Source organism: Streptomyces anthophorae (assembly GCF_049310305.1).
GTDB lineage: Bacteria > Actinomycetota > Actinomycetes > Streptomycetales > Streptomycetaceae > Streptomyces.
Genome location: NZ_JBLWQQ010000001.1, coordinates 7,308,922 through 7,328,564 on the forward strand (window position 1 = coordinate 7,308,922; position 19,643 = coordinate 7,328,564).

The window sequence follows — 19,643 nt, forward strand, 5'->3', positions numbered from 1 at the left end:
CCCTCGGGATGAGAGCCAGTGGGGCCCGGTTCGGCGGGTATTTCAAGCCTCGCCTTCGGGGTGAGAGTCAGGGGGGTCTGGTTCGGTGGGTACTTCAAGTCCCGCCTTCGGGGTGAGAGCGAGCGGGGTCCGGTTCGGCGGGTACCTCAAGCCCCGCCGGCGATTGAGGCGCGGGGTCCGGGGCAGAGCCCCGCGACGTCAACCCCGCTTCCGGCGCACGGGGGCCGTCCGCCACAAAGTCACCCGGCGGACGGCCCCCGCCCGGACAACACCTCACCGTAGGCCTGCATCAGATCCGGCAACCGCAACGTCGCCAGATCATCCCGCGTGGGCTCGACCACATACCCGGTCAACCGAAGGTCCCGGTACGCGCACGACTTCTCGTACAGCGTCCGCAGGAACCGCCCGTTCCCGAGCTCGTCGATCCACCCCTGGTCGACGACGTGCCCGGCGATGGACCGCAATTCGTCCAACGCCTCCTCGTCCCACACGTCCCCGTTCTCCGCGGCCAGCACCTCGCCGATGGACGTGAGTTCGAGCGGCCGGTACGAGGGGAAGTCGACCCGCGTCGTGAACCGCGACGAAAGCCCCGGGTTGGCCGCGAGCAGCCGGTCCATCCCCTCCGGATACCCGGCGAGGATCACCACGAGGTGGTCCCGGTTGTCCTCCGCGCGCTTGAGCAGCACCTGAAGCGCCTCGTCCCCGTACGCGTCGCCCTTGCCGTAACCGGAGTTGGACAACGCGTACGCCTCGTCGACGAACAGCACGCCGCCCAACGCGGAGTCGATCAGCTCGTTCGCCTTGACCGCGGTCTGCCCCAGGTACTCGCCGACCAGATCCGCCCGCTGCGCCTCCACCAGGTGGTCCCCGCCGAGCAGCCCGAGCGCGTAGAACACTCGCCCGAGAATCCGCGCCACCGTCGTCTTCCCCGTACCCGAAGGCCCGGAAAAGACGAAGTGCCGCTTCGGCGGCTGGACCGGAAGGCCCTGCCCGGACCGCAGCCGCGCCATGTTCAACTGCGCGGAGAGCGCCTTCACTTGGCGCTTCACGGGCTCGAGGCCCACCATCCGCTCCAGCTCGCTGAGCGCCTCCTCCAGGAGCACCGGATCCGTGCTGCTGACCGGCGGCGGCGCGGGCACCGGCACCACGGCCTTCTCCCGCACCATGTCGGCGTCGTCGGCGGCCGCGCCGCCGGGAGGCGGCAGATCGGGGTCGGTGACCTTGAGGTTGCGCTCGTCGCTCTCGTACAGCGGGTCGCCCGTGTCGCCGTCGAGCCCGTCCGGATACCCGGTCATCGTCAGCGTCGTGAGGTCGGAGCCGTCCCCGAAGTCCCCGTACCCGTCCCCCTCGGCGATCGCCGCGAGCCGCGCCGAGGTGTCCATGAAGGCGGGGTCGACGCGGTGCACCGCCCGGTACAGGGGGAGCGCGGCCGCCGAACGCCCGGTGCCCTCGTGCGCCCTGGCCAGCCAGTAGCGCAGCTCCTTGCGCTGCGGCTGCTCGCTGCGACAGCGCATCAGGGCGGAGGAGAGCAGCGGCTCCGCCTGCCCGTACATCTCCAGGCGCACCCGGGCCATGCCCCCGAAGAGACCGGCCTCGATGCCGAGCATCGGGTCGTCGGTCAACGGGTCGGTGTGCCGCACCAGTTGCTCCCAGTCCTTCACCAGGTACGAGCGGCAGGCGTGCAGGAAGCGCACCTGCGGGTCCGCGTCGAACGGCGGCAGGGTGGCCAACGCCCGGTCCAGGTCCGGGACATGGCGCCCGTCCAGCCAGTGCGAGGCGTGCGCGAGCAGCAGGTCGCGCGGGTGTTCAAGGACCGGCTGCACCCACCAGCCCAGCCAGTACCAGGAGTTGAGTGTGCGCCGATGTCGGATGCGCTGCTCGCCGAACCGGTCGCGGTGCCGGAACATGCGCAGCAGTGCCGTCGTCGTGTCGACGCGCAGGGCGTGCAGCCCGAGCCAGCCGTCGGCCATTCCCGGGTCCATCCGTACCGCCGTGCGGAATTCGTCCTCCGCCTGCGGATAGGCGCCCATGGTGTAGGCGTCGACGCCTCGCAGCCAGGCGAGGTCGGCCGGGCCGGCCTGTGCACCGGTGCCGAAGTCCATCACGTCCCCCACAAACCGTGCCCCCGATGAACCGCTCTGTCATGGACGGGAGTTGTCACGATGCGGACAGCGAGCCGTCCGTAGACCGCACCGAGGGCATCGTACCTGCGGGGGCGAGCTCGGCCGTAGGGCGCGACCCGGTCGGATCGGGGCACGAGCGGGGGGATTCGGTGCAGGTGAGCGCGGTACCGAATGGTGACCCAGGGTGAGCGAAAGGCGGCTCGGTGCGCTCGGCGAGGGGCCTTGAGGGCAGAACGAAGCCCCCGATCACGGGGGAACAACCGGGGGCTTCGCGTCTGTAGGCGGCCCCGAAAGGCCGCACATTGAGAACGTAAGTCCTGTACGGCCCCTCGGTCAAGCAGAGTTGGGGCTCTCGTGGAAAGTGGCGGAAGTGTGTTTCCACAGGTTCACCGGACCGCTGGCGGTCCGTCACGGTGAGTGATGGTCTCCTTCAAGGGTGGGATCCCACCAGGCCCTTTTCGCACCTCGTATCCCTCTGGACACTCGCGTACCAAAAGGTGTGCGAAGGGGAGGGACGGGTTCTCCTTGAAGTGCTCCCGTTCCGCTGGGATCCAGCCGTCCCAGAACTCCCTCTGTTCCTCCCCGTCCCGCGCGCGCCCCCGCGCCCATGCGGTCTCGCCCGGCATGTCGAGCCACAGCAACATGGCGAGTTCCGGACGAAGTTCGCTCCGGCCCACCCCGACCCCCTCGATCAGGACGACGTCGGCCGCCGGAAGCTCGCGCACGGCGGCGTAGCGGCGGGCGTGCCAGTCGTACGTCTCGTAGCGCGCGGCCTCGCCGCGGGAGAGCGGGGCGAGGACCTGGGTGCGCAGGCGTTCGGTCCAGGCGAAGAGCGCGTCGTGGCTCGCCAGGTCGTCGAGCCGCAGGACGGGAGCCCCGCCGAGCGCCCCGGCAAGGCGTGTCGCGAGGGTCGACTTGCCGGAACCCGCGTGCCCGTCGATGCCGATGAGCCGCACGGGGCCGCAGGAGGGCGGCAGCCGGCGGATCCGGTCGGCGCAGTCGGCGAGGGGCGCATGGTGGTAGCTCACGGCCGCAAGGGTACGACGCCGCCCGGATCGGTTTCGCGCGCGCCGCCGCAGGTCATGCCAGTGGTGAAGACCAATATTCGTGCGGGCGCGCCGCTGCGAAACGCTGGTGGAAATCCCGCCCCGGCGGCCATAGTTGGCGCACTCTGTCACGTCAGTCTCCGTCTCCGTCACGTCCGTCAGAACCGACGACCGAGGGATCAGCCGATGACCCGACCCGAAACCCCGTCCCCGCTCTCCCGGAGAACCGTTCTCGCGGCGGCCGCGGGCGCCGCGCTGGCCACGACGGCCGCGACGGGCGCCGCACGCGCCGCCGGCTCCGCGCGGCAGCCCGCACCGACCGCACGGAAAGACGCCGTGAACCGCCTCGTGGACAACCGCACCTGGACGACGTCCGTCGACTGGCGCTCCGGCACCGCGCACGGCACGCGCGTCGTGGACGGCGCGCGCCCCGGCGTGACGATCGGCGCGCCCGCCGGTACGACGACGTACAAGGATCCGCACCTGAACAAGACGGCCGAGTGGGAGTACGCCGAGTGGCTCTCCCCGGTGCACGCGCTGTCGGTGCCCGCCACCGAGGTCATCGCCTCCTGGAACGCGCGCACCCCGAAGGGCACCTGGATCCAGATCGAACTCCAGGGCACCTACACGGACGGCGCGTCGACCCCCTGGTACGTCATGGGCCGCTGGACCGCGGGCGACGACAAGGACGCCGACATCCGTCGCACGTCCGTGGACGACCAGTCGGACGGCAAGTCGAGCATCTGGACGGACACGTTCTCCATCGACGACGCGGCCTCGGGCCTGCGCCTGGTCTCGTACCGGCTGCGTCTGAGGCTGCTGCGCGCGCCGGGCTCGAAGGCGGCGCCCACGGTGTGGCGCCTGGGCGCCATGGGCTCGGACGTCCCGGACCGCTTCACGGTCCCCGCGTCCACGCCGGGCCTCGCCAAGGAGTTGAAGGTCCCGCGCTACTCGCAGAACATCCACGTCGGCCAGTACCCCGAGTACGACAACGGGGGAGAGGCCTGGTGCAGCCCCACGTCCTCGCAGATGATCATCGAGTACTGGGGCCGGAAGCCGACGGCGGAGCAGCTGGCCTGGGTGGACCCCTCGTTCGCCGACCCGCAGGTCTGCCACGCCGCCCGTTATACGTATGACTACCAGTACGAGGGTTGCGGCAACTGGCCGTTCAACGCGGCGTACGCGGCGACGTACAAGGACCTGCAAGGCGTCGTCACCCGCCTCTCCTCCCTCGGTGACCTGGAGAAGCTGATCGCGGCCGGCATCCCGGCCATAACGTCCCAGTCGTTCCTCAAGGAGGAGCTGACCGGCGCGGGGTACGGCACGTCGGGACACCTGATGACGGTCATCGGCTTCACCGCCGACGGCGACGTGATCGCCAACGACCCGGCCTCGCCCAGCGACCCCGCGGTCCGCCGCGTCTACAAGCGGCGTGAGTGGGAAAATATTTGGCTCCGTACCAAGCGCTACAACGCCACCGGCAAGGTCGTCTCCGGCACGGGTGGCGTCTGCTACCTGTACTTCCCGGCCCACCCGACCGAGAAGCAGCGCAAGGCGCTGGCGGCGGTGGGCGTGCGCTGAGCACCGCGTGGACCGATGAATCGGGCCGTCCGCAGTGGTCTCCTCATCCGTAGGGGGAATCCCCGGTGAGGAGACCACCATGCGGCGGCACAACACGAACCATCCGGCCCTGGACACCCTGGACCCGCTCCTCGGCGAGTGGCGGCAGTGGGCGCTCGTCGAGGGTGCTCCCGACGGCCGGATCGGTCCGGTCACGACCTCGTACGCGCGCACGCCCGACGGCGGCTTCCTCGTGCAGCGCGCCGACCTCGCGCCGGACACCGCCGCCCGACTGCCGCAGGGCTGGCGCGAGCACCATCCGTTCCCGACGGTCGCCTACATCGGCTACGACGACGCCGCCGGGCACTTCACGATGCTCTACGCCGACGGGCGCGGCGTCTCACGCGTGTACGGGCTGAGCCTGGCCGAGGGGGAGCTGCGGATCTGGCGCTCCGCCCCGGACTTCCACCAGCGCTTCTCCGCCCGGTTCGACGCCTCCGGGGACACGCTCGCGGGTGCCTGGGAGGCGTCGAAGGACGGAGAGGCATGGCACACGGACTTCGGGGTCGTGTGCGAGCGGGCTCCCGGCCGGTGACGCGGGTCAGCCGGTGACGACCGGGTTCACCACCCAGTCGGGGTGGCCCGGCATCGGCGGGGTCTTCGAGCCGTACAGCCAGGGGTGCAGGAAGCCGGTGAGGTCCTGGCCCGCGGCCTTCGAGGCGAGCTTGACGTAGTCCGCCGTGGACGCCGTCCTTCCCCGGTACTGGGTGACCCAGGCCCGCTCGATCTTCGAGAAGGTCTCCGCGCCGACCTGCGCGCGCAGCGCGTACAGGACGAGCGCCGAGCCGTCGTAGCGCATCCGCTTGAACAGGTTCGGCTCCGTGGGCTCGGCGGGGGCGCCGTAGTCGTGGCGCCACTGGTCGTGGTTCTCGTAGGCCGTCTTCATGGCGGCCTCGAAGCTGTCGCCGCCGTGCTCCTCGGAGTACCAGCGCTCGTAGAAGCGCGCGTGCCCCTCGCTCAGCCACAGATCGGACCAGGTGGCGATCCCGACGCTGTCGCCGAGCCACTGGTGGGTCAGCTCGTGGACGAGATTGCGCTCGGCGTCGACCTTCGTGCCGAGCAGGTCCGCCTTCGGGACGAGGGACAGCGTCTGCGTCTCCAGGGCGACCCCGAGATCCGTGTCGCCGACGAGGACGCCGTACCGGTTGAAGGGGTAGGGGCCCAACTTCTCCTGCAACCACCGCAGGTGATCAGGCGTCAGGTCGCGGTACTGCTTGGTCGGCGCCACGAGCGCGTCCGGCACGACATCGCGCAGCGGCAGCCCGCCGGGGCCCTTGCTGTCGACCAACGTGAACTTCCCGATGGCCAGTTGGACCAGCTGCGTTGCGAGCGGCTGCTCGGAGTCGTACGTCCAGCGGACCCGGCCGTCGCTCCGCTCGGTGCGGTCGACGAGGCGCCCGTTCGCGACGGCCGTCCGGTCGGCCGGGGTCGTCACGCGGAACGTGACGGGAGCGCGCCGGCTCGGGTGGTCATTGGACGGGAAGATCATCTTGGCCCCGTTGGGCTGCGGGTACAGGACCGTCCCGTCGGGCGTCGGGATCCAGCCGTAGTCCTCGATCGCGTCGTCGCGGTGGCGCACCTGCGTCGGGTCGGCGGTGTAGCCGACCTTCACGGTGAAGGCGCTGCCCCTGGGGATCGGCGCGGCGGGCGTGACGATCAGCTCGTCGCCGTCCCGCCGGGTCTGCGCCGCGCGACCGTTCACGGTCACCGAGTGCAGCTCGTTCCCGGCGAAGTCGAGGTCGAAGCGGGACAGTGCCTGGGTCGCCGTGGCCTTGATCGTGGTGGCGGCGGCGAACGGGGTCCTCGGCGCCTGCCAGTCGAAGTCGAGCGTGTAGTGGCGCACGGTGTAACCGCCGTTCCCGTCGAGCGGGAACATCGGGTCGCCGAGGCCCGCCGCGCCCGGTGTCGCGGCATCCGTGGCCGCCCGGGAGACGGCCGCGGGGCCGGTCAGCGCGGCCGTGACGGTGATCGCCGCCGCGAGGGCGAGACGGGTTCTGCGGCGGGGTGTCCGGTACGTACTCATCGGGAACCTTCCGGTCGGACGGAACGCGTCGCTAGGTGGGACGCGCGACGCCGCGGCCCGGTTGTACGTGACCAAGGTCTCGGCCGCGGATCGGCGATCCGATGGCAAGGTGGAGAGGGCGCCGCAGGGGGCACGGGCGCAGCCGGGGGAGTCAGGACCAGCACCGCGACCCGAGCGAGACACCCATGACCGCGAATTCCGCCACCGCATCCACCGCCGCCACGCGCGCCCGCACCGGCGGGCCCGAGGACAACGGGCCCAAGATCCTCGAACACGTCCTGGGCTGGACCTTCGTCGTGGTCCTCGCGATGCTCGTCACCCAGCTCGGCTGGATGTGACCGCCCCGTCGCCCACCGCGACGTGACGCGCCCCGCCTCGGAGTCCTGAGGGCACCGCGAGAAGTGCCATACTGCGGCATCCGCACGGAGTCCGAGACCAGGGCCGGAATTGAACACCAGCCAACAGCGGGCGCACGGCGCCGACCGCTCCACCGCCCGCCGCGCCGAACTCATCGCCATCGGCCGCAAGTTGTTCGCCGACACGTCCTACGACGCGCTGTCCATGGACGACATCGCGCAGCACGCGTGCGTGGCCAAGGGGCTCATCTACTACTACTTCACGTCCAAGCGCGGCTACTACCTGGCGATCATCGAGGAGTCCGTCGGCGAACTCGTCGACGGCGCGAGCAGCGTCGGTGACCTGGCCCCCGTCGAGCGGGTGCACCGCACGGTGGACGGCTATCTGCGCTACGCGGAGCACAACCAGGCGGCGTACCGCACGATCGTCACGGGCGGCGTGGGCTTCGACGCCCAGGTGCAGGCCATCCGGGACGAGGTGCGGGACGCGCTGATCGCCACCATCGCCCGCGCCGCGTACGGGACGGCACAGGTGCCGCTGCTCGCGCGGACGGCGCTGCTCGGCTGGCTGTGCAGCGTCGAGGGCATCACGCTCGACTGGATCGGCCACCAAAAGCTCGAACGGGACACGGTGCGCGCCCTGTTGGTGCGCACGCTCGGCGAAACCCTGCGGGTGATCGAGGAGTTCGAGCCCTCGCACCCAGCGCCGGTGCTCCCCTGACCACGCGCACGTACGCGCGTGGTCAGGGGGGCGGGTGTTCGGGGCTGAGGGCTAGCCGATCGCCTTGATCAGCTCACCGTCCGGCGTGTCCCCGGACAGCTCCCAGAAGAAGGTGCCGCCGAGGCCCTGCTGGTTCTTGTAGTCCGACTTCCCCGCGATGGTCTGCGGGGTGTCGTAGCTCCACCAGTCGTTCCCGCAGTGCGCGTACGCGGTGCCGCCGACCGTGCCGGTGGCCGGGCACTTGCTCTTGAGCTCCTTGTAGTCGTCGATGCCCTGCTCGTACTTGCCGGCCGCGGGCCCGGTCGCGGTGCCGCCGGGGGCGTCCTGCGTCACGCCGGTCCAGCCGCGCCCGTAGAACCCGATCCCGAGCAGCAGCTTGCCGGCGGGCACGCCCATCGCCTTGAGCTTCGCGATGGTGGCCGAGGAGTGCCAGTCCGCCTTCGGGATGCCGTCGTACGAGGTCAGCGGCGAGTGCGGAGCGGTAGGGCCCTTCGCGTCCCAGGCGCCGAAGAAGTCGTACGTCATCGGGTTGTACCAGTCGACGTACTGGGCGGCGCCCGCGTAGTCGGCGGCGTCCAGCTTGCCGCCCTCCGAGGCGTCGGCCGGGATGGCGGAGGTGATCAGGTAGTCGCCGCCGAACTTCGAACGCAGCGCCGCCATCAGGTTCTTGTACGCGTCGCGCCCGCTGGTGTCGCAGGTGAGGCCGCAGGCGTTCGGGTACTCCCAGTCGATGTCGATGCCGTCGAAGACGTCGGCCCACTTGGAGTTCTCGACCAGGTCGTAGCAGGACTGCGCGAACGCGGCCGGGTCCTTGGCCGCCTCGCCGAAGCCGCCGGACCAGGTCCAGCCGCCGAAGGACCAGAGGATCTTGAGGTCCGGGTGCTTCTTCTTCAGCTTGAGCAGCTGGTTGAAGTTGCCGCGCAGCGGCTGGTCCCAGGTGTCGGCGACGCCGTCCACGGACTGATCGGCCGTGTACGCCTTGTCGGTCGCGGCATAGGAATCGCCCATCGCGCACTTGCCGCCCTGGACGTTGCCGAAGGAGTAGTTGATGTGCGTGAGCTTGTCGGCCGAACCCGACGTCTCGATGTTCTTGACGTGGTAGTTCCGGTCGTAGACACCCCATTCGGTGAAGTATCCGACGACCTTCGAGCCGGCCGCTTTCGGCTCGGTGTCGCTCTGCTGTTGTGCGGAGGCGCCGCCCGCTCCGGCGAGCAAGCCCGCGCCGAGTACGGCGCAACACGCGGCGGAGACGAGGGCCTTGAGGCCTGTACTGGGGAGGTGCGGTCTGAGCATCGTGTCTCCTCGTGGGGGAGGGGAGCGTGGGGGTTCGTGCTGTGGACCTGCGCGCCGCACCTTAGAAGGACTAGACCAGTGAGGTCAATGGTCCGAACCAATTCGGCCGCCCCGGAAAAACTTTGAGTAAGCGGTCGTTAACCAGTGACGGGGCGCTCCGGATCGGGAATACTCAACACGCCGCGGCCGCTTGGTCTGCGCTTTCCGTGATCCGGAAGGGCAGCATCGGCCCGGCAGTGACCACCCGGCGGCGCCCGCCCACCCGGCGGCCGTCGCCGCAGGCCCGCCCAGGGAGGAGAGCGTCGCCATGCCGGAGCCAGGAGTCGAGCGTCAGCTGCCGACGGACGAAGCTCAGGATCTGCTGCGGCTCGTCCGCGACATCGCGCAGCGGGAGATCGCCCCGCGCGCCGCCGAGGACGAGGAGGCGGGCCGCTTCCCGCGCGAGACCTTCGGGCTCCTCTCCGAGTCGGGACTGCTCGGGCTGCCGTACGACGCCGAGTTCGGCGGCGGCGAGCAGCCGTACGAGGTCTATCTCCAGGTCCTGGAGGAACTCGCCGCCGCCCGTCTCACGGTGGGCCTCGGCGTCAGCGTGCACTCGCTGTCCTGCCACGCCCTCGCGAACTTCGGGACGAAGCAGCAGCGTGCCGAGCACCTGCCCGACATGCTGGGCGGCGGCCTGCTCGGCGCCTACTGCCTCTCCGAGCCGTCCTCGGGCTCCGACGCGGCGTCCCTGCGCACCAAGGCGGTCCGTGACGGCGACGACTGGGTGCTCACGGGGACGAAGGCCTGGATCACCCACGGCGGCGTCGCCGACTTCTACACGGTCCTGGCCCGCACCGGCGGCGAGGGCGCGCACGGCATCACGGCGTTCCTGGTGCCCGGCGACGCGGCGGGGCTGAGCGCGGCGCTCCCCGAGAAGAAGATGGGTATGAAGGGCTCGCCCACCGCCCAGATCCACCTGGACGGGGTGCGGGTGAGCGACGCGCGCCGCCTCGGGGACGAGGGGCAGGGCTTCCAGATCGCCCTCTCGGCGCTCGACTCGGGCCGCCTCGGGATCGCGGCCTGCGCGGTCGGCGTCGCGCAGGCCGCGCTCGACGCGGCGGTGGACTATGCGAAGGGGCGCTCCCAGTTCGGCCGGCCCATCGCGGACTTCCAGGGGCTGCGCTTCATGCTCGCGGACATGGCGACGCAGACCGAGGCGGGCCGCGCCCTGTATCTGTCGGCGGCCCGGCTGCGGGACGCGGGCAGGCCGTTCTCCAAGCAGGCCGCCATGGCGAAGCTGCTGTGCACGGACGCCGCGATGAAGGTCACCACGGACGCGGTGCAGGTCCTCGGGGGCTACGGCTACACGGCCGACTTCCCCGTGGAGCGCCTGATGCGCGAGGCGAAGGTGCTCCAGATCGTCGAGGGCACCAATCAGATCCAGCGCATGGTCATCGCCCGTCACCTCGCCGGCCCTGAGAGGGGCCGGCAGTAGGTCCCGCGACGCCGCGGAACCTACTGCCGTGCGCTCTGCATCGCGCTGAACTGGCCGGTGCGCACGGTGGGCGCGATCAGCCGCGCCCACTCCGGGTCCTCGCACCCCGGAAGCGTCCTGCCGCGCTCGGTCCAGGCTGTGATCATCGCCTGGTAGATCGGCGGGTTGTGCAGGCGCGGCTGGGGCGGTTGCGGGTGCGGCTGCTGCTGCGGCCGGGCCTGCTGCGGCCGGGGGAGCGGCTGCGGTCCCGCGGGCTGGAGGGCAGCGGGCTGGAGCGCCGGGGGTTGTGCGGCCGGGGGCGCGGCAGGCCGCGGGGGCGGTGCGGCCTGGGGGGTGCGCCGAACCTGTGACGTGGGCGGGGACTGCGGTTCCTGAGGCGGCTGCTGGCCCTGGGGGAGCGGGTGGGACGTGGGGGACTGCCGCCCCTGGTGAACCGATTCTGCGGTAACCGGTACGAGGATGCGCCTGCGTCGTCCCGTGGGCGCAGGTGCCGAGGTCTGCGTCGAGGTCATGGCCGTTCAACGAAAGAGGGATGGGCGGGTCACTGGTTGACGAATTCGAGCGTCAGTTCACGACATACCCGTACGCGTGGCGCCGGCCGGTCGAACGTCTGGCCAGCAACGCCGAGCTGACGTACCGTCAACTCCGCCGCCGGGCAGGCCGCACCCCTCCGGGCGACGTCAACTGCCGTGCTCCCAGGGAGGTTTGCCGTGTCCGCAGACGAGGCCGTCGACCGTCCCGTCGCCTTCGACGAGTGGCCCGTCCACCAGGTCCCGCTGTCGATGAAGCACGTCGCCACCAGCGACCGCAACGCCTACGACCGCTGCATCTTCCACCTCTTCGACCCCGAGGGTCGGTTCCTGCTCATCCTCGGCCTCGGCGTCTACCCGAACCTGGGCGTGATCGACGCCTACGCCACCCTGCGCGTCGGCGACACCCTGCACGCGGTCCGCGCCTCGGACGCCCTGAGTGACGATACGCGGATGAACATGCGGGTCGGCCCGTTGAAGATCCTGGTCGAGCGCCCCCTGAAGGACTTCGTCCTCACCTGCGCCGCCGATCCGGACGACCCCGACGGGCTCTCGTACGAGATCAACTGGAGCGCCGACTTCCCGGCCCTGTGGGAGCCGCACCACACCCAGCGCAAGGGGGCGCGGCTCACCCTGGAGGGCAAGCGGTTCGTGCAGGCCGGGCGGTGCGACGGATGGCTGCGGATCGGGGGCCGGGAGGTCCGGCTGAGCGACTGGACCGGGACCCGCGACCGGAGCTGGGGCGTGCGGCCGATACCGGGGGAGGAAGGCGGCCGGATCGCACAGGAGTACCCCACCGAGGGCTTCCACTGGATCTGGGCGCCGGTCCGCTTCGACGACCGCTTCCTCATGGTGATCACCCAGGAGGACGCCGACGGCTACCGCACCCTGAACGACGCCACGGTCGTCCGCGAAGGCCACCGCGACCGCCAACTCGGCTGGCCGCAGACCGACATAACCTATCGCCCCGGCACCCGCCACCCCGAGCGGGCGGTCATCCACCTCATGGACCCGGTCGACCGCAAACCGCTCGACATGGGCGTCGAGATCCTCGCCTCCTCCCCGCTCGCCGTCGGCGCGGGCTACCCGCCGGCCGACGACTGGCAGCACGGGACCTGGCGCGGCCGCGACTGGTGCGAGCGGCGGACGTACGACCTGGCCGACCCGGCGGCCCACCCCCGGGCCGCGTTCGGGGTCATCGACCACGCCGCCCGCTTCACCCTCGACGGGCAGGTCGGGCACGGCATCTTCGAGCACGGCTCCTTCGGCCGTCACGACCCGAGCGGCTTCACGGGCTTCGACTCGGTGGCCCCGGCTCCCGAACGGTCGTAACCACCCCTCACGGACAGGGAGTTCGGCGATGGCGACAGCACCTCGACAGCCCAGGCCCCGCACGTCCACCCGCGAGCCCGAGGAGATCGCCCGGCGCCTGACCGCGTGGCTCGGCCGCCGGCTGCCCGGGGCGAAGGCGGTGAACGTCACCGTCCCCGAGTCCAACGGCATGTCCAGCGAGACGCTGCTCTTCGACATCGAGCACCCCGAACCGCCCGTACGTGCCTGCGCGTTGCGGCTCGCCGCGGACCCGTCGGCGTACACGATCTTCCCGGTGTACGACATGCCGCGCCAGTACCGGACGATGCGCCTCGCGGCCGAGCGCACCGGCCTTCCGGTTCCGCGCGTGCTGTGGCTGGAGGAGGACCCGGGGCCGCTCGGCGCCCCGTTCTTCGTCATGGAACGGGTGGCGGGCCGCGTGCCGCCCGACGTCATGCCCTATACGTACGAGGGGAACTGGCTGCACGAGGCGAGCGACGACGAGCGGGAACGCCTGGAGGACGCGAGCATCCAGGTGCTCGCGCGGTTGCACGACGGCGTGCCGGCGGCCGAGGCGTCCTTCCTGGAGCTGTCGGGGGAGGGCAGCCCGCTGCGCCGGCACGTGGACGCCCAACGCGCCTACTACGCATGGGTGGTGGAGGGCCGCAGTCCCTCGCCCCTCATCGAGAGCGCCTTCGCGCGCCTGGAGGAGCTGTGGCCCCGGGATCCGGGCCCCTCGGTCCTCAACTGGGGCGACGCCCGCATCGGCAACATCATCTACGAGCAGGACGGCTTCGCGCCCGCCGCCGTCCTCGACTGGGAGATGGCCGCGCTCGCCCCGCGCGAGGTCGACCTCGGCTGGACGGTGTATCTGCACCGCTTCTTCCAGGACCTGACCGAGGCCTTCGGGCAGCGCGGGCTGCCGGACTTCCTGCGCCGCGACCGCATCGAGGCCCGGTATGCCCGACTCACCGGGCACACCCCGCGCGACATGGACTTCTACACGCTCTACGCGGCCCTGCGGCACGCCGTCGTCATGCTCCGCGTCGCCTACCGGCAGATCCATTTCGGCGAGGCCACCGCGCCCGCGGACCCGGACACGCTGATCCTGCACCACGACACCTTGCGGGCCATGGTGCGGGGCAGCTACTGGGCCGACCGGTCGTAGCGGATCAGGCGGCGGCCCGGCGGTAGGGCTGGTCGGGCACCCGGATGGGGCGCGAGCCGGGGCCACCGGCGTGCGAGAACGGCTGTGTACGCCAGTCGAGTCCCTGAGGGAGCGTCAAAAGGATTGCGGCGTCCTGCTCTTGGGTGCCGATCAGGTCGTCCGTGGGCAGGGCGTCCGTGACGGTCCTGCCACTGCCGACGCAGACGGTGAGCCCGAACGGGTCCCAGGGCGACGTGACATGGGCGTGCTCCGGCAGCACCTCCTCCTCCGCGAGGAGGGCGATGGCCTTGCCGCAGTCGGGGCAGGCCACCCGGTACATCTCGAACGTCTCGTATCCGTCGCCCGCGTCCCCCTCGGTGCCGAAGAGGTCGGGTTCGACGCCCTCCGGCTGGGGCTCGGCGATCGCCTGCTGCCGTCCGCGCGCGCCAGAACGTCCGGAACGCTTCACACTCTGCATGGGATTCTCCCCCTCGGGTGGGCCGGCCGCTGATGTCCATGAGTGGCGGCCTCGGCCACAGCAAGCATTTCCCGGCTCCTCGTCGAGGTAATCACTCCATGCCGGTGGACACGGCCCCAGGCCTGTGGTGTTCGTCACATGTCGAATGGACTTGCCCGTCCGGCGGTAGACGTATCGCCCATCTCGTTCCTTCAGGTATCCGTGAGGATCAAGGGACGGGTAGGTTCAGCGGCATGGAGGAGCTCGACCGACAGATTGTGCAGCTGCTCGTCAAGGACGGGCGGATGAGCTACACCGACCTGGGCAAGGCCACGGGCCTGTCCACGTCCGCGGTGCACCAGCGGGTGCGCCGCCTCGAACAGCGCGGCGTGATCCGTGGCTACGCCGCGGTCGTCGACCCGGAGTCGGTCGGCCTGCCGCTCACCGCGTTCATCTCGGTGAAACCGTTCGACCCGAGCGCCCCCGACGACATCGCGGAGCGCCTCGCGGGCGTGCCGGAGATCGAGGCGTGCCACAGCGTGGCCGGCGACGAGAACTACATCCTCAAGGTGCGGGTCGAGACCCCCCACGAGCTGGAAAACCTCCTGGCCCGAGTCCGCTCCCTGGCCGGCGTCTCCACCCGCACGACGGTGGTCCTCTCCACCCCGTACGAGGCGAGGCCCCCGAGGGTCTAGCGAACGGCCGCGCCGGCTCCCCGGCCCCGACGGCCTCGCTCCGGACGGACGGCGAGCGACTGGCCGATGCGCGTCCGCGCCGTTGCGGCCCACCGGACCTACGCCTCGTGCCCCCTCCGGGACCCATCTCCTCCTCCCCCCGGGGGGCCATCTCCTCCCCCCCCGCCCATCTCCCACCCACCCGCCCCCTCCGGGGGCGTCGGCCTGACGGGGTGCCGCCCCCGCCTTCGGCGCCCGCCCTCCGCTACGCTCCCCACCCGTATCGGCGGGCCGCCCCCCGCCTTGGGCAATCTGCCGCCTTGGGCGGCAGGGTGGGCAAGGCGGCGCCCGGTGCCGCGCACCCATGACGGGAGGCGCCGACCCCGGTACGGGTCGAAAACCCCGGCGCGGCGCACCCATGACGGGAAGCGCCCCCCCGGCACAGGTCGAAAACCCCGGTGCCGCGCACCCATGACGGGAGGCCCCGACCCCGGCACAGGTCGAAAAACCACGGCTCCGCACACCCCCCGACGCACCCCACCCCACCGACACGGGAAACTGTCACCATGAGCACGCCCTCCACCCCCCGCACCGTCCTCCTGCGCAGAGGCGAGATCCACAGCCCGGCCGACCCGTTCGCCACCGCGATGGTCGTGGAGGCGGGCCACGTCGCCTGGGTCGGCTCGGAGGGCGCGGCGGACGCGTTCACGGACGGCGTGGACGAGGTGATCGACCTCGACGGCGCCCTGGTGACCCCGGCGTTCACCGACGCCCACGTCCACACCACGTCGACCGGCCTCGCCCTGACCGGCCTCGACCTCACGGCCGCCCGCACCCGCGCCGAAGCCCTGACCCTCGTACGGGAACACGCCGCGGCCAACCCCACCGACCGCGTCCTCCTCGGCCACGGCTGGGACGCCGCCCGCTGGCCCGACCGCACCCCCCTCACCCGCGCCGAACTCGACGAGGCCACGGCGGGCCGTCCCGTCTACCTCTCCCGCATCGACGTGCACTCGGCCGCCGTCAGCACCGCCCTCCTCGACCTCGTCCCCGGCATCACGGACCGCCCCGGATTCGACCCCGAGGGCCCCCTGACCCGCGACGCCCATCACGCCGTCCGCGCCGCGGCCCTCGCCGCCGTGGGCCCCCAGCAACGTACGGAGGCCCAGCGCGCCGCACTCCGGCACGCCGCCTCGCTCGGCATCGGCTCGGTCCACGAGTGCGCGGGCCCCGACATCTCCTCCGAGGACGACTTCACCGGCCTGCTCGACCTCGCCCGCTCGGAGCCGGGCCCGCGCGTGGCCGGCTACTGGGCGGACCGCGACATCCAACGCGCCCGCGCACTCGGCGCGCTGGGCGCCGCGGGCGACCTGTTCGTCGACGGCGCCCTCGGCTCCCACACGGCGTGCCTGCACGAGCCCTACGCGGACCTCGCCGCGGCGCCGCACAACGGCACCGCCTACATGTCGGCCGAGGACATCGCCGCCCACGTGGTCGCCTGCACGGAGTCCGGCCTCCAGGCGGGCTTTCACGCCATCGGCGACGCCGCCGTCACCGCGGTGGTCGACGGCATGCGCGCCGCGGCGGAGAAGGTCGGCCTCGCGCGCGTACGCGCGGCCAGGCACCGCGTGGAGCACGCGGAGATGCTCACCCCCGAAACCGTCGCCGGCTTCGCCGAGTTCGGCCTCACCGCCTCCGTACAGCCCGCCTTCGACGCCCTGTGGGGCGGTGCGGACGGCATGTACGCCGACCGCCTCGGCGCCGAGCGGGCGCGCACCCTCAACCCGTACGCGGCCCTGCTGAAGGCCGGCGTCCCGCTCGCCTTCGGCTCCGACAGCCCGGTGACCCCGCTCGACCCGTGGGGCACGATCCGCGCCGCCGCCTTCCACCGGACGCCCGAACACCGCGTCTCCGTACGCGCCGCGTTCACCGCCCACACGCGCGGCGGCTGGCGTGCCGTGGGCCGCGACGACGCGGGCATCCTCGTCCCGGGCGCCCCCGCCGACTACGCCGTCTGGCGCACGGACGAGCTGGTCGTGCAGGCACCGGACGACCGCGTGGCCCGCTGGTCGACGGATCCGCGCTCCGGCACGCCCGGCCTGCCGGACCTGTCCCCGGGAGTTCAACTCCCGGTCTGCCTGCGGACGGTGGTGTTCGGTCAGACGGTCTTCGTAGGGCCGGACGAGTGATAACCGGGGCGCCACGACTTCGATCTTGTGGCGACACGGTCCCGTGCGACCTGCGAATCCTCCGCGCTGACCAGCGGAGTTCGCGGAGAGCCGCAGGTCGAACGCCTGTTGACAAGGCGCGGCGGTCGACGGGTAGGTTCGGCCGGGTCCACCACCTCCAGGTTCGACCGGGGAAGTCCAGGCAGTCGTAGAACGCAGCTGGGTCAGGGGGTGGTGCGCCGCACCGGCGTACCACCACTGGGAGCCAGGCCCAGCGCCCGCGCCACGGGGCGCTGGAACGTTCCGGCCGGTCGGCCAGGTGCGACCCGGGTGGGGCCCGGGCGTTCAGTAGACAACGGCTTTAGGTCGACCCGCAGCCAGCGGGCCCCAGGTCGGCCCGAAGGACGCCCGGCCCCGATCCGCAGTATTCGTCGATCCGCAGTGACCGGTTTCGTTTCCGGCCCGCGCCGGCTCATCCGGCTCATTCGGCTCATCCAGGGCGCCTTATCGGCGTGAACTGGGGTGCTCGCTATGGTGGTCCCCCTGTGGACGGAAGTTTTAAGGGGAAGCTGTGAGCGACGGCGGTGGGCGGAAGTTCGGCCCTCTGGGCACGACCTTGGTGATCATCCCGACCTACAACGAGGCGGAGAACATCAAGCCCGTCGTCGGCCGCGTCCGGGAGTCCGTGCCTGCCGCGCACGTCCTGATCGCCGACGACAACAGCCCCGACGGCACCGGCAAACTCGCCGATGAGCTGGCCGCCGAGGACGAGCAGGTGCACGTCCTGCACCGCACCGGCAAGGAGGGACTGGGCGCCGCCTACCTGGCGGGCTTCGCCTGGGGCATGGAGCACGGCTACGGCGTGCTGGTCGAGATGGACGCCGACGGCTCCCACCAGCCGGAGGAGCTGCCACGGCTGCTGACCGCGCTGAAGGGCGCCGACCTGGTCCTGGGCTCGCGCTGGGTACCGGGCGGGCGCATCGTCAACTGGCCCAGGTCCCGGCAGTTCATCTCCCGCGGCGGCTCCACGTACTCGCGTCTCCTCCTGGACGTCCCGCTCCGCGACGTCACCGGGGGCTACCGCGCCTTCCGCAGGGAGACCCTGGAGGGCCTCGGCCTCGACGAGGTCGCCTCGCAGGGCTACTGCTTCCAGGTCGACCTGGCCCGGCGCGCGGTGCGGGAGGGCTATCACGTCGTCGAGGTCCCCATCACCTTCGTCGAGCGCGAGCGGGGCGACTCCAAGATGAGCAAGGACATCGTCGTGGAAGCGCTGTGGCGCGTCACCACGTGGGGCGTCGGCGCGCGGGTGGACAAGGTCCTGGGGCGCAAGCCCGGCGATCGCTGAGAGCGATCTTGATCCCCCGCTTACGCCAATCGGACCCGGCCCCAGGCAGACTGGGGGCATGACCACTGGCACTCCGCCTCGTAATCCGTCCACCGGAGCCCGGCGCTCCCGGCTCCGCAGGTATCTGCCGCTCGGCGTCGCGGCCTGGATGGTCCTGGAGATCTGGCTGCTCACGGTGGTGGCGGGCGCGATCGGCGGCTTCACGCTCGGCATCCTGCTGGTGGCCGGCATCGTGTTCGGTTCCGTGGTGATGAAGTCCGCGGGGCGCCGCGCGTTCAAGAACCTCACCGAGACGCTCCAGCGCCAGCAGAGTGGCTCTCCCGAGGCCTCCAAGCCCCCTGAGCAGCGCTCGCAGGGCAATGGGCTGCTGATGCTCGCCGGGCTCCTCCTGATGATCCCTGGGCTGATCTCGGACGCTCTCGGCCTGCTGCTGCTCGTGCCGCCGCTGCGCACGGCGCTGAGCCGGTACACCGAGCGCAAGGTCGAGCGGAAGATGGGCGCGACGGCGGGCCAGGGAACGTTCGGTGACGCCTTCCAGCAGGCCCGGATGCGGCAGTCCGGCGGCACCGTGATCCAGGGCGAGGTCATCAGGGACGACGAGCGTCCGGGCCCGCGCGGGGACGACACGGACCAGCGGCCGCCGCTCACGCCCTGACGGGCCACGCACGACGAACGGCCGGGGCCGGACACACGGTGTGTGTCCGGCCCCGGCCGTTGTGCTGCGGTGTCTGTGGAACTCAGGCCGACTTGCGTCCGCTGTTGTCCCGCGGGTGCACCGCGATGTTCATCGCGCCCGAACGCAGAACTGCCAGACGCTCCTCGAGGACCTCTTCGAGCTCCTCACGGGTGCGCCGCTCCATCAGCATGTCCCAATGCGTACGAGCCGGCTTGCCCTTCTTCTCCTCAGGGCCGTCGCCGTCCACGAGAAGTGCCTGGGCCCCGCAGACCTTGCACTCCCACTCCGGCGGAATTTCGGCCTCCACCGAGAAGGGCATCTCAAAGCGATGTCCCTTCTCGCATGCGTACTCCACGGCCTGGCGCGGGGCCAGGTCGATGCCGCGGTCCGTCTCGTAGCTGGTCACTACGAGGCGTGTGCCGCGAAGAGCTCGCTCACTCATGAATCGTGCCTCCCGGGCTTGTCGCCCACAGGACAGGTGTCGCTGTCGTCGTCATCCGGTCAACGTCCGGTCGGCGGTAAAGATTCCCGGTTCCCGGGTCATGCGTCGCCGTCGTAGCCGCCCCTTGTTGTACCCACCCGTGACCGGTTTGTCACATCTCACGCAGGATGTCACCTGGCGTTTCGCGATCTAGACGTGCAGTAACGGTACGCCTGGCAGGCCAACCGCGTACAC

At 71.3% G+C, this 19,643-nt stretch carries 18 protein-coding genes; 11 read left to right on the forward strand and 7 right to left on the reverse strand.

Going from position 1 to position 19,643, the window contains the following annotated elements; all coding sequences use genetic code 11:
• Window positions 1-239: 239 nt before the first annotated feature.
• Together ACNYS0_RS33240 and ACNYS0_RS33245 are read right to left on the reverse strand one after the other, a co-directional pair.
• Window positions 240-2,102, reverse strand: a complete 1,863-nt coding sequence (locus tag ACNYS0_RS33240) for an AAA family ATPase (protein ID WP_422478901.1) — start codon at window positions 2,100-2,102, stop codon at window positions 240-242.
• A gap of 407 nt (window positions 2,103-2,509) precedes the next feature.
• Complete coding sequence (locus ACNYS0_RS33245; RefSeq protein ID WP_422478903.1) at window positions 2,510-3,151, reverse strand: uridine kinase family protein; 642 nt, start codon at window positions 3,149-3,151, stop codon at window positions 2,510-2,512.
• A 204-nt stretch (window positions 3,152-3,355) separates the two neighbouring features.
• Between ACNYS0_RS33245 and ACNYS0_RS33250 the strand changes: the two genes are divergently transcribed.
• Window positions 3,356-4,750: a peptidase C39 family protein gene (locus tag ACNYS0_RS33250; RefSeq protein WP_422478905.1), complete on the forward strand. Its 1,395-nt coding sequence runs from the start codon at window positions 3,356-3,358 to the stop codon at window positions 4,748-4,750.
• A gap of 79 nt (window positions 4,751-4,829) precedes the next feature.
• The gene (locus ACNYS0_RS33255) at window positions 4,830-5,324 is read left to right on the forward strand and encodes a hypothetical protein (RefSeq protein WP_422478907.1); all 495 of its coding nucleotides are present in this window, start codon (window positions 4,830-4,832) and stop codon (window positions 5,322-5,324) included.
• A gap of 6 nt (window positions 5,325-5,330) precedes the next feature.
• Here ACNYS0_RS33255 and ACNYS0_RS33260 read toward each other — a convergent pair whose 3' ends face one another.
• Complete coding sequence (locus ACNYS0_RS33260) at window positions 5,331-6,812, reverse strand: M1 family metallopeptidase (RefSeq protein WP_422478909.1); 1,482 nt, start codon at window positions 6,810-6,812, stop codon at window positions 5,331-5,333.
• A 185-nt stretch (window positions 6,813-6,997) separates the two neighbouring features.
• On the opposite strand from ACNYS0_RS33260, the gene ACNYS0_RS33265 reads away from it, so the two are divergent.
• Window positions 6,998-7,150: an SCO1431 family membrane protein gene (locus ACNYS0_RS33265; protein ID WP_422406060.1), complete on the forward strand. Its 153-nt coding sequence runs from the start codon at window positions 6,998-7,000 to the stop codon at window positions 7,148-7,150.
• Between the two features lie 109 nt (window positions 7,151-7,259).
• Window positions 7,260-7,889 carry a TetR/AcrR family transcriptional regulator gene (locus ACNYS0_RS33270; protein WP_422478911.1) on the forward strand — a complete coding sequence of 210 codons (630 nt, stop codon included), beginning with the start codon at window positions 7,260-7,262 and terminating at the stop codon, window positions 7,887-7,889.
• Between the two features lie 51 nt (window positions 7,890-7,940).
• Here the strand turns inward: ACNYS0_RS33270 and ACNYS0_RS33275 are convergent, their stop codons facing one another.
• Window positions 7,941-9,182 carry a glycoside hydrolase family 18 protein gene (locus tag ACNYS0_RS33275; protein ID WP_422478913.1) on the reverse strand — a complete coding sequence of 414 codons (1,242 nt, stop codon included), beginning with the start codon at window positions 9,180-9,182 and terminating at the stop codon, window positions 7,941-7,943.
• Window positions 9,183-9,489: 307 nt separating this feature from the next.
• On the opposite strand from ACNYS0_RS33275, the gene ACNYS0_RS33280 reads away from it, so the two are divergent.
• Window positions 9,490-10,659, forward strand: coding sequence for an acyl-CoA dehydrogenase family protein (locus tag ACNYS0_RS33280; RefSeq protein WP_422478915.1), 1,170 nt, complete (start codon window positions 9,490-9,492; stop codon window positions 10,657-10,659).
• Window positions 10,660-10,679: 20 nt separating this feature from the next.
• Here the strand turns inward: ACNYS0_RS33280 and ACNYS0_RS33285 are convergent, their stop codons facing one another.
• Complete coding sequence (locus ACNYS0_RS33285) at window positions 10,680-10,805, reverse strand: hypothetical protein (protein WP_422478917.1); 126 nt, start codon at window positions 10,803-10,805, stop codon at window positions 10,680-10,682.
• Between the two features lie 564 nt (window positions 10,806-11,369).
• Between ACNYS0_RS33285 and ACNYS0_RS33290 the strand changes: the two genes are divergently transcribed.
• Both ACNYS0_RS33290 and ACNYS0_RS33295 read left to right on the forward strand, forming a co-directional pair.
• Complete coding sequence (locus ACNYS0_RS33290; protein WP_479685801.1) at window positions 11,370-12,521, forward strand: Rv3169 family protein; 1,152 nt, start codon at window positions 11,370-11,372, stop codon at window positions 12,519-12,521.
• 28 nt (window positions 12,522-12,549) lie between these two features.
• Window positions 12,550-13,668 carry a phosphotransferase family protein gene (locus ACNYS0_RS33295; protein ID WP_422478919.1) on the forward strand — a complete coding sequence of 373 codons (1,119 nt, stop codon included), beginning with the start codon at window positions 12,550-12,552 and terminating at the stop codon, window positions 13,666-13,668.
• 4 nt (window positions 13,669-13,672) lie between these two features.
• Here the strand turns inward: ACNYS0_RS33295 and ACNYS0_RS33300 are convergent, their stop codons facing one another.
• The gene (locus ACNYS0_RS33300; protein WP_422478921.1) at window positions 13,673-14,125 is read right to left on the reverse strand and encodes a hypothetical protein; all 453 of its coding nucleotides are present in this window, start codon (window positions 14,123-14,125) and stop codon (window positions 13,673-13,675) included.
• A 233-nt stretch (window positions 14,126-14,358) separates the two neighbouring features.
• Here ACNYS0_RS33300 and ACNYS0_RS33305 point away from each other — a divergent pair, with 233 nt between their 5' ends.
• The 4 genes from ACNYS0_RS33305 to fxsA all read left to right on the forward strand — a co-directional run bounded on the left by ACNYS0_RS33305 (window position 14,359) and on the right by fxsA (window position 18,946).
• Window positions 14,359-14,799 carry an Lrp/AsnC family transcriptional regulator gene (locus tag ACNYS0_RS33305; RefSeq protein ID WP_327664359.1) on the forward strand — a complete coding sequence of 147 codons (441 nt, stop codon included), beginning with the start codon at window positions 14,359-14,361 and terminating at the stop codon, window positions 14,797-14,799.
• 545 nt (window positions 14,800-15,344) lie between these two features.
• Window positions 15,345-16,967 (forward strand): amidohydrolase, encoded by a 1,623-nt coding sequence (locus tag ACNYS0_RS33310; RefSeq protein WP_422478923.1) that lies wholly within the window; start codon window positions 15,345-15,347, stop codon window positions 16,965-16,967.
• Window positions 16,968-17,517: 550 nt separating this feature from the next.
• The gene (locus ACNYS0_RS33315) at window positions 17,518-18,291 is read left to right on the forward strand and encodes a polyprenol monophosphomannose synthase (protein ID WP_422478925.1); all 774 of its coding nucleotides are present in this window, start codon (window positions 17,518-17,520) and stop codon (window positions 18,289-18,291) included.
• A gap of 58 nt (window positions 18,292-18,349) precedes the next feature.
• Complete coding sequence (gene fxsA, locus ACNYS0_RS33320; protein WP_422478927.1) at window positions 18,350-18,946, forward strand: FxsA family membrane protein; 597 nt, start codon at window positions 18,350-18,352, stop codon at window positions 18,944-18,946.
• 82 nt (window positions 18,947-19,028) lie between these two features.
• Here fxsA and ACNYS0_RS33325 read toward each other — a convergent pair whose 3' ends face one another.
• Window positions 19,029-19,409, reverse strand: coding sequence for an RNA polymerase-binding protein RbpA (locus ACNYS0_RS33325; protein WP_266721963.1), 381 nt, complete (start codon window positions 19,407-19,409; stop codon window positions 19,029-19,031).
• Between the last annotated feature and the right edge of the window lie 234 nt (window positions 19,410-19,643).

What these genes read in the sequence shown, in the direction of transcription:
- ACNYS0_RS33250 (WP_422478905.1), top strand. Translation starts at nt 3,356, where the DNA reads ATGACCCGACCCGAAACCCCGTCCCCGCTCTCCCGGAGAACCGTTCTC.
- ACNYS0_RS33255 (WP_422478907.1), top strand. Translation starts at nt 4,830, where the DNA reads ATGCGGCGGCACAACACGAACCATCCGGCCCTGGACACCCTGGACCCG.
- ACNYS0_RS33295 (WP_422478919.1), top strand. Translation starts at nt 12,550, where the DNA reads ATGGCGACAGCACCTCGACAGCCCAGGCCCCGCACGTCCACCCGCGAG.
- fxsA (WP_422478927.1), top strand. Translation starts at nt 18,350, where the DNA reads ATGACCACTGGCACTCCGCCTCGTAATCCGTCCACCGGAGCCCGGCGC.
- ACNYS0_RS33260 (WP_422478909.1), bottom strand. Translation starts at nt 6,812, where the DNA reads ATGAGTACGTACCGGACACCCCGCCGCAGAACCCGTCTCGCCCTCGCG.
- ACNYS0_RS33280 (WP_422478915.1), top strand. Translation starts at nt 9,490, where the DNA reads ATGCCGGAGCCAGGAGTCGAGCGTCAGCTGCCGACGGACGAAGCTCAG.
- ACNYS0_RS33325 (WP_266721963.1), bottom strand. Translation starts at nt 19,409, where the DNA reads ATGAGTGAGCGAGCTCTTCGCGGCACACGCCTCGTAGTGACCAGCTAC.
- ACNYS0_RS33285 (WP_422478917.1), bottom strand. Translation starts at nt 10,805, where the DNA reads ATGATCACAGCCTGGACCGAGCGCGGCAGGACGCTTCCGGGGTGCGAG.
- ACNYS0_RS33265 (WP_422406060.1), top strand. Translation starts at nt 6,998, where the DNA reads ATGACCGCGAATTCCGCCACCGCATCCACCGCCGCCACGCGCGCCCGC.
- ACNYS0_RS33310 (WP_422478923.1), top strand. Translation starts at nt 15,345, where the DNA reads ATGAGCACGCCCTCCACCCCCCGCACCGTCCTCCTGCGCAGAGGCGAG.
- ACNYS0_RS33300 (WP_422478921.1), bottom strand. Translation starts at nt 14,125, where the DNA reads ATGCAGAGTGTGAAGCGTTCCGGACGTTCTGGCGCGCGCGGACGGCAG.
- ACNYS0_RS33275 (WP_422478913.1), bottom strand. Translation starts at nt 9,182, where the DNA reads ATGCTCAGACCGCACCTCCCCAGTACAGGCCTCAAGGCCCTCGTCTCC.
- ACNYS0_RS33305 (WP_327664359.1), top strand. Translation starts at nt 14,359, where the DNA reads ATGGAGGAGCTCGACCGACAGATTGTGCAGCTGCTCGTCAAGGACGGG.
- ACNYS0_RS33240 (WP_422478901.1), bottom strand. Translation starts at nt 2,102, where the DNA reads ATGGACTTCGGCACCGGTGCACAGGCCGGCCCGGCCGACCTCGCCTGG.